This window comes from Hyunsoonleella jejuensis (assembly GCF_900111025.1).
In the GTDB taxonomy this organism is placed as follows: Bacteria; Bacteroidota; Bacteroidia; order Flavobacteriales; family Flavobacteriaceae; genus Jejuia; species Jejuia jejuensis.
This window is the reverse complement of the sequence record NZ_FOFN01000001.1, coordinates 198,244-213,626: the sequence shown is the minus strand read 5'-3', so window position 1 is coordinate 213,626 and position 15,383 is coordinate 198,244. Positions and strand designations below refer to the sequence as shown.

Genomic DNA, 15,383 nt, shown 5'->3' with positions numbered 1-15,383 from the left:
TGTCTTGTGAATTTTATTTGATTGTAGTTTTAGAAAAATCACAACAAATGAACAATTCAAAACAATTTCACGACAGCGTTCGGCAAAACGCTTGCCACGTGAAATCATCACAAAAGCATGATGCAAATTTACAAAAAAACTCCACCCTCTATTTTCAGGTAGGATTAATTGTGTGTCTACTGGCAGCATTCGGATTATTAGAAATGCGCTTTGAAAGTACCATTTCAGAATATGGTCAGGACGTTGTTGAACGGACCGATCCGTTCGAAATGTCAACAGAACCATTTAAGGTTTATGTTAAGCCTAAAGTAGAAGTAAAATCAAAAGTAAAGGTTAAAAAGGCATCCCTTATCTTACCTCCAAAGATTATTGACAACGATGAGGTAACAACCAAAGTTATTGATATTGAAACACCAAATAATGCTACTTCTGATGTTCCTCTAGATCCTTCAGTATTGGGTGAAATTAAAAAACCTGAAGAAGTTGTTGATATTGTATTTGTGCAGCAAGTTCCAATATATCCAGGATGTGAAAAGGAAAAAGGTAATGCGGCACGCAAAAAGTGCATGTCAGATAAAATTACAAGGTTAGTGCAGAAAAGATTCAATGGTGGAGCAATAGCATCTCAAGAAGGTTTATCAGGTAAACAGAAGTTTTATGTACAGTTTCAAATTGATAAAGCAGGTTACGTTACCGAAATTCAAACCAATGCTTCAAATTCAAAGCTAGGCGATGAGGCGAAAAGAGTAGTTAATAAAATCCCGAAGATGCAACCTGGAAAGCAAAACAACAAACCCATTGGTGTGCGATACACCTTGCCTATAACATTTATAGCACATTAACGCATATAATTTAGCATGCATATGGCCGTTATCTTTTTAGATAGCGGTTTTTTATGTGTAATACAATGGCAAGCTATCTTAATAAAATATGCTATCTTTCAGTCCAAAATGTAATCATATCCATTATATGAAGTATATGAAGCAATTTGTTGCCCTTCTTCTGTTTTTAACACAATATGCGGTTTTTTGTCAAGACACCAATCTTTATGAAAAACCACCTGTATTTCCAGAGTGTGCCAATGCAAAAATAGACTCTCTCCAAAATTGTTTCGATAAAAATGTCTTGAACATGATTAAAGAGAATTTTAAAGTTCCTCAAAAGGTAATTGATGACGATTATATTGGCGAAGTAGTAGTGCTTTTTGAAGTAGATACTACAGGTAGCTTTAGGGTAATGTATGTTGATGCGCTGTATGATGAATTAAAAGTTGAGACAAAACGCGTGTTTACATTGTTTCCTAAAATAGCACCTGCTACCTACAGCGGAAGAAAAACGTTCAAACAATATGCTATACCCATAAGAATTCCTTTGGAAGATTTTAAATTGGCATCTTCAAAAGATTTGGCAAAAGATAATGCAATCTTGGAGCAGGAAGCAGCCGCTAAGCAAGAGTTTGATAGCGTAAACAAAACCTTAACAGCCTTTACCAATAAACAATTATCTAGTCAATTAAATATTCAATTTACCCATAGCGATTACACACGATTTGATCATGCTATGAATCTTGTTGGCACCAATAGCCATACAGCTCAAAAACCTTTCTTATACGAAGATGTTTCAAAATATTACGATTTTGAGGCAGAACGAAAAGCACTAACAAAAGATGTAGAAACTTGGGCTGGAAAAAAACTGTGGAATGAGCATTTGGTGCAATTGCAAGGCAAAGACTATTGGTTTACAGTTGATCCTATTTTTGATTTGCAATCGGGTACCGATTCAGAAGGAGGAAGCACTTACAATAATACAAGGGGCGTTTTGGTACAAGGTGGTTTAGGTAAAAAGTTCAACTTTTACACCAGCATTTTTGAAAGTCAAGGGCGTTTTGCTGATTACGTGAATAGGTATATTGAAAGCATTAAAGCATCAGATTCCGAACCTATAGTTCCGGGAAGAGGTGTTTCAAAACGATTTAAAACAGACGGTTATGATTACCCAGTGGCTGAGGCGTATTTGTCGTATTCACCAGCTAAATTTTTGAATGTACAGTTCGGTCACGGCAAAAACTTTATAGGTGATGGCTACCGATCTTTATTTTTAAGTGATGTAACGAGTCCACATCCATTTTTAAAATTAAATACGAATTTTTGGAAGATTAAGTACACCAATACTTTTATGTGGATGCGCGACGTTAGGCCAGAGGTAAAAGAAGATGGCGCTTTTTTAACGAAGTATATCGCCAATCATTATTTAAGTTGGAATGTTTCAAAGCGTCTTAATTTAGGGTTCTTTGAGTCTGTATTGTGGACTAATAGCAACAACCGAGGTTTTGATGTTAACTATTTAAATCCTATCATATTTTATCGCGCTATAGAATTTGAAACTGGACAAGATGCTGGTAATGCGTTATTAGGAGCATCGGCTAAGTATAAATTTAGTGATAATGTTAATGCTTACGGACAGTTTATCTTAGATGAATTTTCTTTAGGTGATGTTAGAGCTGGTAACAAAAGTTGGAAAAATAAGTTTGGATTTCAGTTAGGTGTTAAATATTATAATGCCTTTAATGTAGATAATTTATTCTTGCAATTTGAGTTAAACCGCGTAAGGCCGTATACGTATTCTCATAATACTATTGTGTTGAATTATGGGCATAACAATCAACCTGTGGCACATTTATGGGGTGCTAATTTTAGTGAAGCAGTATTTATTGGTCGATATCGTCTTAACCGATGGTTTGCCGATGCTAGATTTATTTTTGGTACCAGAGGGTTTGATTTTAATGATGGTACTGATAACTTTAATTATGGCGGAGATATTTATCGTGTTGAAGGCGATAGACCTTTTGACTCTGGGGTTGAAATAGGGCAAGGCATAAAAACAAAAACGTTCTATGGTAACTTACAAGGCGGTTATTTGATAAATCCAGCATCAAACCTTAAGATATTTACAGACATTACCTTTAGAAATTTTAATCCAGATGCCACTACTACCAATACATTTAAAAATAATACGTTTTGGTTAAATTTTGGTATTCGTACCGATTTGTTTAATTGGTATTTTGATAATTAGAGTTCTTAATATAGCGAATTGCTATTGTCATGCTGAACTTGTTTCAGCATCTCATCTATCGTTATTCCTGCGAAATGAGGAATCTCTTTTCTATTAAAAACTACATTTTCCCATTATAGGCATTTAAATTATTATCAAAAAAAGGTTAATACATCTTTAAACTGATTTTTGTCATAAAATTACGATACTTGTTTAAGTATATTTACTACGTTTAAAAAAAGCACTGTTTTTTTGGTTTAGTGAATATGTAAAATCTCTCTACTGCATATTTAAACCCTTAACTTCTTTCAATAAAAAAACAGTTTAAAATATTGAAATCAAAAAAAATAAACCTATGAAAAAGTTAAGCACATTTACACTATTAATGTTAAGCCTAATGCTTTTAAGCACCACAAGTTGTAAAGACGATGATGACACCCCAACCAATCCCATAGACAAATTACCTCCTGCCACCCAAACGGGAGCGAATACCTTTGGGTGTCTTTTAGATGGAGAGGCCTTTTTGCCTGGTCGAGGGCAATTAACCAATGATGCAGTATATCAATTTGTAAATGGGGGATATTATTTAGCTATACAAGGGAATAGAAGAAATTCTGACAATCATTCTATTCTAATAGGTATAGTTACAAATTCTTTGGAAGTCTCTGAACAGGAAATGTAAATTTTGAGAAAAATATACCAGCAAAAGCATCGGGCGCCTATGCTTTTGCTGGTATATTTAGTTATACAAATGATGATTACCAAGGCGAACTGTTAATAACCAAGTTAGATTTAGATAAGAATATAATATCGGGGACTTTCTGGTTTGATGTAGAGGATCATAGAGGTATAATACACGAAATACGAGAAGGTCGTTTTGATATGAAATTCACTCAATAAACCATATAAATAGCAGAACCGTTTTGCGCCAACAAAACCATTCCCATATCAAATTAAACATTTAATCTAAAAATCGCACAAATTTATGAAAACTATTACAATGTGCGCCATATCGAATTTAACAAAAGGACAATACGATTTACGGGTTTACCACAACACTATCTTTAAGGATATTACTTACATTTACAATAAATACAAAATACTATGAAAAAGATACTTTTATTACTATTGGTTATGGCTTTAAATGCCTGCAATAATAACGATGACACTTCAACAAACCCTATAGACCAACTCCCTCCTGCCACACAAACTGGAGCAAACACAATTGGGTGCTTGGTAAACGGCGAAGCTTTACTACCTAAAGGGAGCCCATTAGCGGGCCCTGTAAAAAGTGCATTTTACCAGTTGATTGATGGAGAGTACTTTTTTGGGTTATCGTTTTCAAATAAAAAAGGTCAGTCCATGAAAGGCTTAAGCATAGGTGTATTGCGTATGGAATTAAGTGAAAATCAAATAATAATACTAGATAAGAACGCCTTAAACGATGGTGATTTTAAGGGAGGGGGGGAATACTCCAGTTCTGTAGATGTTTTTACAGGTAGTGATTATTTTACAAACTCAATTCAACAAGGGGAAATAATAATTACGCATTTAGATGAATCCGAACAGAATATTTCAGGAACATTTTGGTTTGATGCGGTAAACCATCTTGATGGTGAAGACATTGTAGAAATACGAGAGGGCCGTTTTGATATGCCCTATTCCAAATAAAAAAGAATGGTTTTGCTGCCACAAAACCATTCCCATATCAAATTAAACATTTTATAAACATTTAATCTAAAAATCCCCCGCTAGCGCTCGTTTGTAACGAGTGCCGTCATAGTAAATAAGAGCAAAGTAATAGTACATTAATTACATTTTGTATTTTAGGTGCATGAGCAGAAAATATAAGTTTCATAATCCTTCTGGTTTGTACTTTGTAAGTTTTGCTACGGTAAATTGGATAGATGTGTTTATAAGGCAAATTTATTTTAATATACTTATTGATAGTGTAAATCATTGTAGGGCAGAAAAGGGCTTGGAGTTGTATGCTTATTGTTTTATGCCCAGTCACTTACATTTTGTATTCAGGTCTAGCCATGACAAGCCCATGGAATTATTGCGAGACTTTAAAAAGCATACCGCAAAAAAAATAATAGAGGCGATAAAAACCCATCCGCAGGAAAGTAGAAAAGAATGGCTATTGTGGATGTTTGAGCGTGCAGGAAAAAAACAAGGCAATGTTACAAAGTATCAGTTTTGGCAACATCATAATAAACCAATTGAATTATGGAGTACGTCGGTGATACAGCAAAAGATAGATTATATACACAACAACCCAGTAGTTAATGGATTTGTAACAAATCCAGAAGACTGGAAATACTCAAGTGCTAGAAACTTTCAGGATGACGCTACTATTTTAGAGATTGATAGTACTGGTTTTTAGGCTAGTTTTACTTTAAGCGTATGGAACGGCACTCGTTACAAACGAGCGCTAGCAAAAGATAATTAAGATATTTCTATTGAAGCAGGAATCTTATTCATTTCTTCTTCAAACTCCTATAAATCGTCCTCCTAATCTTTTCAGACTTAATATAACAACAGCCATAATCTAAGTCATCATAGGTTTTTGTGATTTCAGTGTTAGATGCCACTTCATCTTCCGTTTTCCCTTTTTTAATTTCAGCCATAACATTAGCTTTTAATGTTTCAAGCATTTTTAAAAAGGTTTCATATTCAGTTTTATTAGATAATTCGCCATGTCCGGGAATTATTTTAGTGTTTTCATCAATTAGCATTAATCCTGTTTTTACTGCGTTGATGTAACCATCAACACTACCGCCAGATTTTAAATCCATATAAGGATAGCGCCCATTAAAATAAGTATCGCCTGTATGTAGCACATTGCTTTCTGTAAAATATAATAATGCATCACCATCGGTATGTGCATTATCCACATGAATTACCATAACGGCTTCACCATTCATTTGTACAGTAAGTTTATCATTAAAGGTAATAACAGGTAGCGCGATTGCTGGACTTTTTTCTTTAAGTCGTTTTTTTACATTATCGTGAGCCATAATAGTAGCTCCTAGGTTTCCAAAGTTTTCATTCCCTCCAGTATGATCACCATGATGATGCGTATTCATTACAATTTTCACGGGTTTATCGCTTAGGATTTTTAATGCGGCTACAATTTTATCTGTTAAAGGTGCAAATTGGTTATCTATAATTAAAATGCCATCCTCTCCAATAGAGACACCTATGTTTCCGCCCGCGCCAACAAGCATATAGGTGTTATCGGTAAGTTTAATAGTTTCTATAGTTACCTTATCAAAACGAGATTGTGCGTTATATGATAAGCTGATTAAAACGAAAAATAGGGCAGGAATCGATTTTGAAATTAACATGGGCTTTGGATTAGGTCACTATGTGTTAAAGATATTAAAAATGAATCTAACATTGTGGAAATTGGTTTTATAGAGTATCTTTGCACTCGCAAATTAAAGCGATTAAGAATATAGCCTTGAGCAACTCAAAAACTTCAGTAGCAGCACCTTCTGTGATTTCAGATTTTAAGGAAATTACTAAAATGCGTTTGTCTATTAGTGTGGTGTTCTCTTCCCTTGCCGGATATTTGCTAGGTGTTGAGGTAGTAGATTTTAAAGTGCTTATTTTACTTGCACTCGGCGGTTATTTTATGGTTGGTGCTTCTAACGGGTTTAACCAAATTATTGAAAAAGATTTGGATGCCTTGATGAATCGCACTAAAAACCGACCAATTCCTGCAGGACGCATGAGTGTAACCACCGCATTTATTATCTCGTCTATTTTTACATTACTAGGTATTATTATTTTATATAGTATCAATAAACAAACAGCCATGTTTGGTGCTATTTCTATATTTTTATATACCTGTGTCTATACGCCTTTAAAAACCAAAACACCCTTATCGGTGTTTGTGGGAGCCATTCCTGGAGCTATTCCGTTTATGTTGGGTTGGGTTGCGGCTACAGACGATTTTGGTATTGAACCAGGGACTTTGTTTGCACTACAATTTTTTTGGCAGTTTCCGCATTTTTGGGCTATAGGGTGGTTTTTGTATGACGATTATAAAAAGGGCGGATTTTTTATGTTGCCTACAGGAAAACAAGATAGAGGTACAGCAGTACAAACGATTATGTATTGCATTTGGACCGTAATAATTTCTATAATTCCTGTGTTTGGATTTACCGGACGATTACAATTGTCTATGATAGCAGCAATCATAGTTTTAGGGTTGGGGCTTTGGATGATATATTATGCGGTGCGTTTATTTAGGCAAATGACTGAAAAAGCTGCGAAACAACTAATGTTGGTAAGCGTATCTTACATTACATTGGTACAAATAGTTTATGTAATTGATAAATTTTTAAGTTAAGATGGATTTAACCCAAGGAACACCACAAGAGAAAAACAGTAGAGCTAAGAAAATGATGCTTTGGTTTGGTATTGTGTCTTTAATTATGAGTTTTGGCGGATGGACGAGTGCTTTTTTGGTGAGCAGATCTAGACCAGATTGGGTGGAAGGTTTCCAATTACCTGACGCGTTTATTATTAGTACTGTGGTAATTATTATCAGTAGTGTCACTTTTATTTTAGCAAAACGCGCTCTTAAACAAGGAAACCGCGTTGCAACATCTGTATGGCTGTTGGTTACTTTAGTTTTAGGCATCATATTTATTTTTAATCAGTTTTCAGGATTTCAAGAGATAATAGATTTAGGTTATAATTTTACTGGCCCCACGAGCAATGTAACCATGTCTTACATTTATTTGATAGCTTTTGTGCATATTTTGCATGTGGTTGTAGGGCTTATTTGTTTATTGGTAGTAATTTATAATCATTTTAAACAAAAGTATACCATTGGAAATTTATTAGGTTTTGAATTGGCAGCTACTTTTTGGCATTTTATAGATATACTTTGGGTGTATTTGTTTTTATTCTTGTATTTTGTGGGGTAATAACTTGCTAAAAACCCTGAATGTACTTGATGAAAAGCACTGTGGCATATATGCTCGCGTTAGGGATTATAGCGGTAGCTTTTGGCGAGATAAGCATCGAACCAAAACTACAAACGAAAAGCCCAATCCGACACCTGTACTGAGCTTGTGGAAGTATAAGAGGGTAATCCCCAAAATGAAATTAATGAGTTTTTAATTTTTAGAGCGCGATATTTCGTTAGATAAATAAAATGATTATTTTTGTCCAACTTTTAAATAACAACCATTATATATGAGCACAGTAGTAGCAGAAGGCAAAACTTGGGGCGGAGGTAACCAACCTCTTAAAGCGAGTTATGGTAAAATGATGATGTGGTTTTTCATTGTTTCCGATGCATTAACTTTCTCTGGGTTTTTAGCGGCCTACGGATTTTCAAGGTTTAAGTTTATCGATTCTTGGCCTATTGCGGATGAGGTATTTACCCACTTTCCATTTTTGCATGGCGTAGATGCGCCAATGTATTACGTGGCTTTTATGACGTTCGTACTTATTATGTCGTCTGTAACCATGGTATTAGCCGTAGATGCAGGTCATCATTTAAATAAGTCGAAGGTAACCCTGTATATGTTTTTAACCATTATTGGGGGCTTAATTTTCGTAGGATCTCAGGCTTGGGAATGGAATACATTTATAAAGGGGGATTATGGTGCTGTACAAACTAAAGGTGGTAATATTTTACAGTTTGTTGATACAGAAGGGCACCGCGTAGCAATTAGAGATTTTGCTGTTGCCGACGCTCATACAGATAGAACGCAACATGAGCGCAGTAATGGTTTGTGGTTTGTTTCAGAAGGGGCTTTACCGTCATATACAGTTGATGAGGTTTACAAAGGCTTAGAGGCAAATACTAATATTTTGGTTAGAACGCAAACATTAACAGAAGAAGGCGAAAAAACGGTTTTGTCTAGAGCGGAATCTTTAGAGCAAATAAAGAAGAATGGCAAAGTGGTTGTGGAAGGTGCTAACCTTCATGTAAATGAATATGGTTCGCCATTATTTGCTGACTTCTTTTTCTTTATTACAGGTTTTCACGGTTTCCACGTATTTTCTGGAGTGGTAATAAATATCATTATCTTCTTTAATGTGGTATTAGGCACATACGAAAAGCGTAAAAGCTATGAAATGGTTGAGAAAGTAGGATTGTATTGGCACTTTGTAGATTTAGTTTGGGTATTTGTATTCACATTCTTCTACCTAGTTTAACAAATAGATTTTTTAGAAATGGCACACGAACATAAATTAGAAATATTTAGAGGTTTATTGAAGTTTAAATCTAATACCCAAAAAATATGGGGTGTTTTAATTTTGCTTTCTATAGTAACGATTGTTGAAGTGGCTTTAGGTATTTTAAAGCCAGAGTGGTCTATGGCTCCAATTCTGGGCATGAAGGCGTTAAACTGGATTTTTATTTTATTAACCATCGTTAAGGCGTATTATATTACTTGGGATTTTATGCACATGCGTGATGAAACTAAAGCGTTAAGACGCATGGTAGTTTGGACGGCTATTTTCTTAATTCTATACTTAATTTTTATTCTCTTACAAGAAGGAGGATATGTTTTTGATGTATATGATGATGGATTTATTAAAAGAGATTTTTAAGTAAAATTTTAGTGTTAAAAATATAATGAAGGTGGTTTTTAAGAACCACCTTTTTTATTTTTGCAAAAGTTTTCAATACCTATAAAAAAGAGAAACGATGAATATTAAAAAGGCAGGTATGTATGCAATTTTGGGGATACTATTTTTTCTTCCGGTCACATTTTTATTATTCTTATATCCCGCAACGCATAATTATACGCCTCTAGACATTGTAAACGAGAATGTTTTAGACTTAAATGGGTTTTCTTCCGATTCAGAAGATAAAGTTGTTTTAAAGGATTATATAACCGTATTAGGCTTTTTGGGAGATAATCCTATGGAGCGTTTAACGGCAGCTTCAAACTTAAAGGAATTAGTTTATGATAAATTTAAGGGCTTTAAAAAATTTCAGGTAGTATTAATAGCTCCTCAGGGCAAACAGAATGAGACTGAACAATTGCGAAAGGAAATAAGCTTATACGAGGATTTACGTTTTTTACATGTAAGCTATGGAACACCACAGCAAATAAAAAATGTGTTTAATAGTTTAAAACACCAAGAGGCTTTGGATGAAGATTATGCTACGGATGCACTTTTTATTATTGATAAAGATTTGAATCAACGTGGACGAATAGATGACAGAACCGACAATGAAATTGAAAAAAACACCGAAATATATGGTTTAAACGGTTACGATTGTATTGAGGTAGCTACTATTAAGAATAAAATGAGTGAAGATTTACGTATTTTGTTTACGGAGTATAGACAAAAGCGTAAAGGAGAATTTAATTCTGATACTAGAAGAGCTAGTGATTTAAAAAAAGCTATCAATTAGGTCTATAGAGCTAAGTTGAGAATTGCGCTACGCTCAATATAAACTATAGTTTAAACCTGTTAAAAGTTAAAAAATGAGTAAAAAAAACAATTATTCATATATAGGCATTGCATTTGTTATTCTAGTTTTTGGGATATGGTTTGTGCCACGCATTGTTGATAGAATTAACAGCGACGATGTATCACGAAAAGAAAGTAGAAGTGACCTAAAACGTGAAGATATTTCAACGACACCATCAGATTTAGTTTTTATTGAAAATAATGGTGAGAAACGCAAAGTACCTAACTTTAGTTTTACAAATCAAAATGGAGACATTATTACCAATAAAGATTATGAAGGTAAGGTATATGTTATAGAGTTCTTTTTTACAACTTGCCCTACCATTTGTCCCAGAATGAACAATAACTTGGTGCAAGTACAAAATACATTTAAGGATTTTGAGAATTTTGGAGTGGCATCATTTACCATAAATCCTAAGCACGATACACCAGAGGTTTTAAAAGCTTATGCAGAAACCTATGGTATTACCAATCCAAATTGGCATTTGCTTACAGGAGAAAAAGAAGCCATTTATAAATTGGCAAATGAAGGATTTTATATTTATGCAGCAGAAAACAAGGCGGTAGAAGGTGGTTTTGAACACTCAGGTAATTTTGCGCTTATAGATAAAAACGGTTTTATCCGTTCTAGAAAAGATAAATTTGGAAATCCTATTATTTACTACAGAGGCATTACCTCGGAAACAGAAGGTACGGATGATAATGGTGAAGAGGAACAAATAAGTATTTTAAAAGAAGACATAAAAAAGCTACTGAATGAATAAATTTTGTCATTCAGAGCATTCCGAATGTATTCGGAGTCGAAGAACCATGATATATTAGCTATTTTTGATATGATTGAAAATAAAATTTTAGACGAAAAAAAGTACAATAAATTAATCGTTGTGCTCTCTATTGCAATTCCAGTAGTTGTGGCTGTTTTATTTGGTGTTAAGATTGATGCCGAATTGCCAGTATTTTTACCACCAATTTATGCTACAATTAACGCTATTACCGCTTTTATATTGGTGTTTGCCTTTATAGCGATTCAAAATAAAAAAATAAAGCTGCACGAGCGTTTAATGAAGTTCGCCATAATTCTGTCCGTATTGTTTTTAGTAATGTATGTAGCGTATCACATGACGAGCGATTCTACTAAATTTGGTGGAGAAGGTGTTGTTAAGTATGTGTATTATTTTATTTTGCTTACGCACATTTTGTTATCCGTTGCTGTAATTCCTTTTGTACTAATCACCTATGTAAGAGCAATTACAAACAACATAGAGAAGCATAAAAAAATTGCGAGAATAACATTTCCACTATGGCTCTATGTGGCAATTACTGGTGTGGTAGTTTATATTATGATTTCGCCCTATTATATCTAACTTTTACAACATGAAAAACAGACTAATGTTATTTCTTTTTTCTTGTATCTTCTTTTTGAAGGCTAGTGCGCAATGTGCGATGTGTCGTGCTGTTTTAGAAAGCGAAGAAGGGCAAACAGCAGCCGAAGGCATAAACAACGGTATTATGTATCTAATGGCAATTCCTTACATATTAGTCGCAGGTTTAGGTTACTTTATTTACCGACGTTTTTATAAGTTAAAAAAGTAATAAAAGTTTTTTTAAGGATGTATTGTAACATTACTTTGTATTCATAGTCTAATTACAAAGTACCCTTGTTAAATCTTTTAGTTTAACACTTCAATCAAAACAGGATGCTAAAAATCAATGCATTACATAAGTCTTACTCAATAGGAGGCTCCAGTTTACATGTTTTAAAAGGTATAGATTTATCTGTAGAAGAAGGGGAGATGGTGGCTATTATGGGGTCGTCAGGTTCAGGGAAATCAACTTTGTTAAATATAATTGGTATGTTGGATGTGGCAGACTCTGGTGAGTATATTTTAGACGGTTTACCAATTGATAACCTCACTGAAAAAAAAGCCGCAGTTTACAGAAACAAATTTTTAGGTTTTATTTTTCAATCTTTCAATCTTATCAATTATAAAAATGCCCTAGAAAATGTGGCTCTTCCATTATATTATCAAGGGCTTAAACGAAAAAAGCGTCAAGAGTTAGCCATGTTTCATTTAGAAAAAGTTGGTTTAACGGATTGGGCACACCATTTACCTAAAGAGCTTTCTGGAGGACAAAAACAGCGCGTGGCTATCGCGAGAGCCTTGGCTGCTAATCCTAAAGTGCTTCTAGCCGATGAGCCAACAGGTGCACTGGATACAAAAACATCATACGAAATCATGGCCTTCATTCAACAATTAAATGATGAAGGCAAAACTATTTTAATGGTGACCCATGAAGAAGATATCGCCAATATGTGTAAACGTATAGTTAAGCTTCGTGATGGGATTATTATGGAAGACATAAAAATAAAGCAAGTAAGAGCAAATCAACATGTTTGATATAGACCTTTGGCGAGAAATATTTCAAAGTATAAATAAGAATAGAATCAGGGCCTTACTATCAGGCTTTACTGTTGCTTTTGCGATCATGTTATTTACTATTCTTTTTGGCATTGCTAATGGACTGGAAAACACATTTGAGAAGTTTTTTGTAAGAACTGCAGAAAATGCTGTTAACATTAGGTTTGGCACTACATCAAAACCTTTTGGCGGATTTCAAATAGGAAGGCAAGTGCGGCCTACAAGTAAAGATTTAGATTATTTAAAAGAAGAATTTGGAGAAAAGATTGAGTATGTATCAACCAGAATATCTAGAAACTACCAATTAAAATATAAAAAACAAAAAGGCTCCTATAATGTTATTGGCGTTTCTCCAGATTATCAGTACATAGAGAAAGCCGAAGTTATCCAAGGTAGGTTTGTGAGTTTAAAAGATATAGAAAGCAAAGAAAAGTTTTGTGTTATAGGAAGACTTGTTGAGGAAGATCTTTTCCAAAATGAATCGGCAGTTGGTAAATATTTAAATCTACAAGGCGTTCAATATAAAGTAGTAGGTGTTTATTCTGATGGAGGCGGTGATAGTCAGGAACGCATTATTTATGTGCCTTACACCACAATTCAAAGATTATATCTTGGTAATGATGATATTGGGGATATTGCAATTACATATAACCCTGAATTAACTTTAGATCAAGCTTTAGCTTTAGTTAAAGATTTAACTGTTAACTTAAAAAATAAGTTTAATGTTGCCCCAAACGATCAACGTGGTATTAGGATTAGCGATGGAGTACTTACAGCTAAAAAACGATTAGATAATATTTCTTCGGGTTTGGCAGCGCTAATACCCATTATTGGTTTCGGAACATTGATAGCGGGTATTTTAGGGATTAGCAATATTATGATTTTTATTGTAAAAGAACGAACGAAAGAAATTGGTATACGTAAAGCACTGGGAGCATCGCCAAGGGCAATTATTTCAATAATTTTACTAGAATCTATATTAATTACTACACTTACAGGATATATTGGACTTTTAATTGGTGTTGGTGTTCTAAAGTCAGTCGGGTCTAGCTTAGAACGATATTTTATTACAGATCCAAGTGTAAATCCGTCAATACTTATTAGTGCAACTATAGTGCTTGTTATCGCGGGAGCCCTTGCAGGATTTTTGCCGGCAAAAAGAGCTGCAAAAATAAAACCAATTATAGCCTTAAGAAATGGTTAAATGATAAAATTTTTATTAGCAAAAGATACCTGGCAAGAAATATTTGATAGCCTTAGTAAGAATAAACTAAGGTCTGTCTTAACTATGGTTGGTGTTTGGTGGGGTATCCTTTTACTAATAGGTTTATTGGGTTCTGCAAAAGGAATAGAAAATAATTTTAATATTAGATTTCAAAATTACGCCACAAATAGTGTTTTTATATTTAGTGGAAGAACCACTATTCCTTTTAAAGGATACCAAGAGGGAAGAATCATTAAACTTAGACTAAGTGATGTAGAAAAAATCAAGGAGAATGTTGATGGTGTTGAATATGTATTACCTAGTGCACAAACCCAAACAACTCTCAATAGAAAAACATTAAAAGGCAGTTTCACAGGTAGAGGTGAATTTCCGTTTTCTGATAATTTAAGAAAGAAGGATTTGGTATGGGGGCGATATATCAATCAAAATGATATTGATGAACGAAAAAAAGTAATTGTTATTTCTGAGGATGTATATAAGCAATTATTTGAAAAAGGCGAAAACCCTATAGGTAAACTATTAAATGAAGATAAAGTTAGCTTTACCGTTATAGGTGTTTATAAAGTGGTTAATTTGGGAGGACCCCAAATAGACTTTGATATACCTTATACAACTGCTCAGCAAATATATAACCTTGGGGATAATGTTACGTTGCTAACAATAACTGGAAAACCCGAATATGATATCAATCAGATAGATGCTGATGTAAAATTACTTCTTAAAAATATACATAATATTCACCCTGATGATAACCGAGCGCTTAATGGATTTAATCTTGGGGACAGATTTGAGCAATTCAGAGGCTTTTTAATAGGAATGCAATTTTTAACCTGGTTTGTAGGTATTGCCACATTAATAGCGGGGGTTTTTGCAATAGGAGGCATTTTGCTTATATCCGTAAAAGAGCGCACTAACGAGATAGGGATAAGGCGTGCATTGGGCGCTACACCTTACCTGATTAAAAGACAAATAATTGTTGAAGCAGTTGCCATTTCATTAATTTCCGGTTTATTGGGAATTATAAGTGGTGGTTTAATTTTAATAATGTTAAACAGTTTTGTTGCCCAAGGGGAAGATGCTTTTATGCGTAATCCCTCTGTTTCAATTGGTATGGTGTTTTTAGCACTGTTAATTGTAATTGTATTAGGTACCTTAATAGGTTTAATTCCTGCCTTTAAGGCAACAAGTGTTAAACCTATAGATGCATTAAGAGAAGAATAAATTATATA

17 protein-coding genes are annotated in these 15,383 nt (G+C 34.1%); 16 read left to right on the top strand and 1 reads right to left on the bottom strand.

Translation table 11 applies throughout. The features are described from left to right. Positions 1–47: 47 nt before the first annotated feature. The 5 genes from BMY39_RS00980 (at position 48) to BMY39_RS00960 (ending at position 5,437) form a co-directional block, all read left to right on the top strand. Positions 48–842 carry an energy transducer TonB gene (locus BMY39_RS00980; RefSeq protein WP_177176513.1) on the top strand — a complete coding sequence of 265 codons (795 nt, stop codon included), beginning with the start codon at positions 48–50 and terminating at the stop codon, positions 840–842. Between the two features lie 136 nt (positions 843–978). Next, entirely contained in the window at positions 979–3,072 is a 2,094-nt protein-coding gene (locus tag BMY39_RS00975) for a gliding motility protein RemB (RefSeq protein ID WP_092574277.1), read from the top strand. A 334-nt stretch (positions 3,073–3,406) separates the two neighbouring features. Next, positions 3,407–3,733 carry a Riean_0653 family protein gene (locus BMY39_RS00970; RefSeq protein WP_143064725.1) on the top strand — a complete coding sequence of 109 codons (327 nt, stop codon included), beginning with the start codon at positions 3,407–3,409 and terminating at the stop codon, positions 3,731–3,733. A 422-nt stretch (positions 3,734–4,155) separates the two neighbouring features. Further along, the gene (locus BMY39_RS00965; RefSeq protein ID WP_092574273.1) at positions 4,156–4,722 is read left to right on the top strand and encodes a Riean_0653 family protein; all 567 of its coding nucleotides are present in this window, start codon (positions 4,156–4,158) and stop codon (positions 4,720–4,722) included. Positions 4,723–4,885: 163 nt separating this feature from the next. Continuing rightward, complete coding sequence (locus BMY39_RS00960) at positions 4,886–5,437, top strand: REP-associated tyrosine transposase (protein ID WP_092574270.1); 552 nt, start codon at positions 4,886–4,888, stop codon at positions 5,435–5,437. Between the two features lie 94 nt (positions 5,438–5,531). Here BMY39_RS00960 and BMY39_RS00955 read toward each other — a convergent pair whose 3' ends face one another. Next, the gene (locus tag BMY39_RS00955; protein WP_092574268.1) at positions 5,532–6,401 is read right to left on the bottom strand and encodes an MBL fold metallo-hydrolase; all 870 of its coding nucleotides are present in this window, start codon (positions 6,399–6,401) and stop codon (positions 5,532–5,534) included. 116 nt (positions 6,402–6,517) lie between these two features. Between BMY39_RS00955 and cyoE the strand changes: the two genes are divergently transcribed. The 11 genes from cyoE to BMY39_RS00900 all read left to right on the top strand — a co-directional run bounded on the left by cyoE (position 6,518) and on the right by BMY39_RS00900 (position 15,375). Then, positions 6,518–7,411: a heme o synthase gene (cyoE, locus tag BMY39_RS00950; RefSeq protein ID WP_092574266.1), complete on the top strand. Its 894-nt coding sequence runs from the start codon at positions 6,518–6,520 to the stop codon at positions 7,409–7,411. A gap of 1 nt (position 7,412) precedes the next feature. Next, positions 7,413–7,994 (top strand): cytochrome c oxidase subunit 3, encoded by a 582-nt coding sequence (locus tag BMY39_RS00945; protein ID WP_092574264.1) that lies wholly within the window; start codon positions 7,413–7,415, stop codon positions 7,992–7,994. 271 nt (positions 7,995–8,265) lie between these two features. Further along, complete coding sequence (locus BMY39_RS00940) at positions 8,266–9,237, top strand: cytochrome c oxidase subunit 3 (protein WP_092574262.1); 972 nt, start codon at positions 8,266–8,268, stop codon at positions 9,235–9,237. An 18-nt stretch (positions 9,238–9,255) separates the two neighbouring features. Then, a complete protein-coding gene (locus BMY39_RS00935; protein WP_092574261.1) occupies positions 9,256–9,636 on the top strand; it encodes a cytochrome C oxidase subunit IV family protein in 381 nt (126 codons plus the stop codon). A gap of 97 nt (positions 9,637–9,733) precedes the next feature. After that, positions 9,734–10,450, top strand: a complete 717-nt coding sequence (locus tag BMY39_RS00930) for a hypothetical protein (RefSeq protein ID WP_092574259.1) — start codon at positions 9,734–9,736, stop codon at positions 10,448–10,450. A 73-nt stretch (positions 10,451–10,523) separates the two neighbouring features. Continuing rightward, a complete protein-coding gene (locus BMY39_RS00925; protein ID WP_092574257.1) occupies positions 10,524–11,273 on the top strand; it encodes an SCO family protein in 750 nt (249 codons plus the stop codon). A gap of 69 nt (positions 11,274–11,342) precedes the next feature. Then, complete coding sequence (locus BMY39_RS00920) at positions 11,343–11,873, top strand: DUF420 domain-containing protein (protein WP_092577484.1); 531 nt, start codon at positions 11,343–11,345, stop codon at positions 11,871–11,873. Positions 11,874–11,883: 10 nt separating this feature from the next. Then, positions 11,884–12,102 (top strand): hypothetical protein, encoded by a 219-nt coding sequence (locus tag BMY39_RS00915; protein ID WP_092574254.1) that lies wholly within the window; start codon positions 11,884–11,886, stop codon positions 12,100–12,102. 104 nt (positions 12,103–12,206) lie between these two features. Further along, a complete protein-coding gene (locus BMY39_RS00910; protein ID WP_092574252.1) occupies positions 12,207–12,908 on the top strand; it encodes an ABC transporter ATP-binding protein in 702 nt (233 codons plus the stop codon). After that, positions 12,901–14,133 (top strand): ABC transporter permease, encoded by a 1,233-nt coding sequence (locus BMY39_RS00905; protein WP_092574247.1) that lies wholly within the window; start codon positions 12,901–12,903, stop codon positions 14,131–14,133. The genes BMY39_RS00910 and BMY39_RS00905 overlap by 8 nt, the downstream gene beginning before the upstream one ends. Continuing rightward, positions 14,134–15,375 carry an ABC transporter permease gene (locus tag BMY39_RS00900; RefSeq protein ID WP_177176512.1) on the top strand — a complete coding sequence of 414 codons (1,242 nt, stop codon included), beginning with the start codon at positions 14,134–14,136 and terminating at the stop codon, positions 15,373–15,375. Positions 15,376–15,383: the final 8 nt, after the last annotated feature.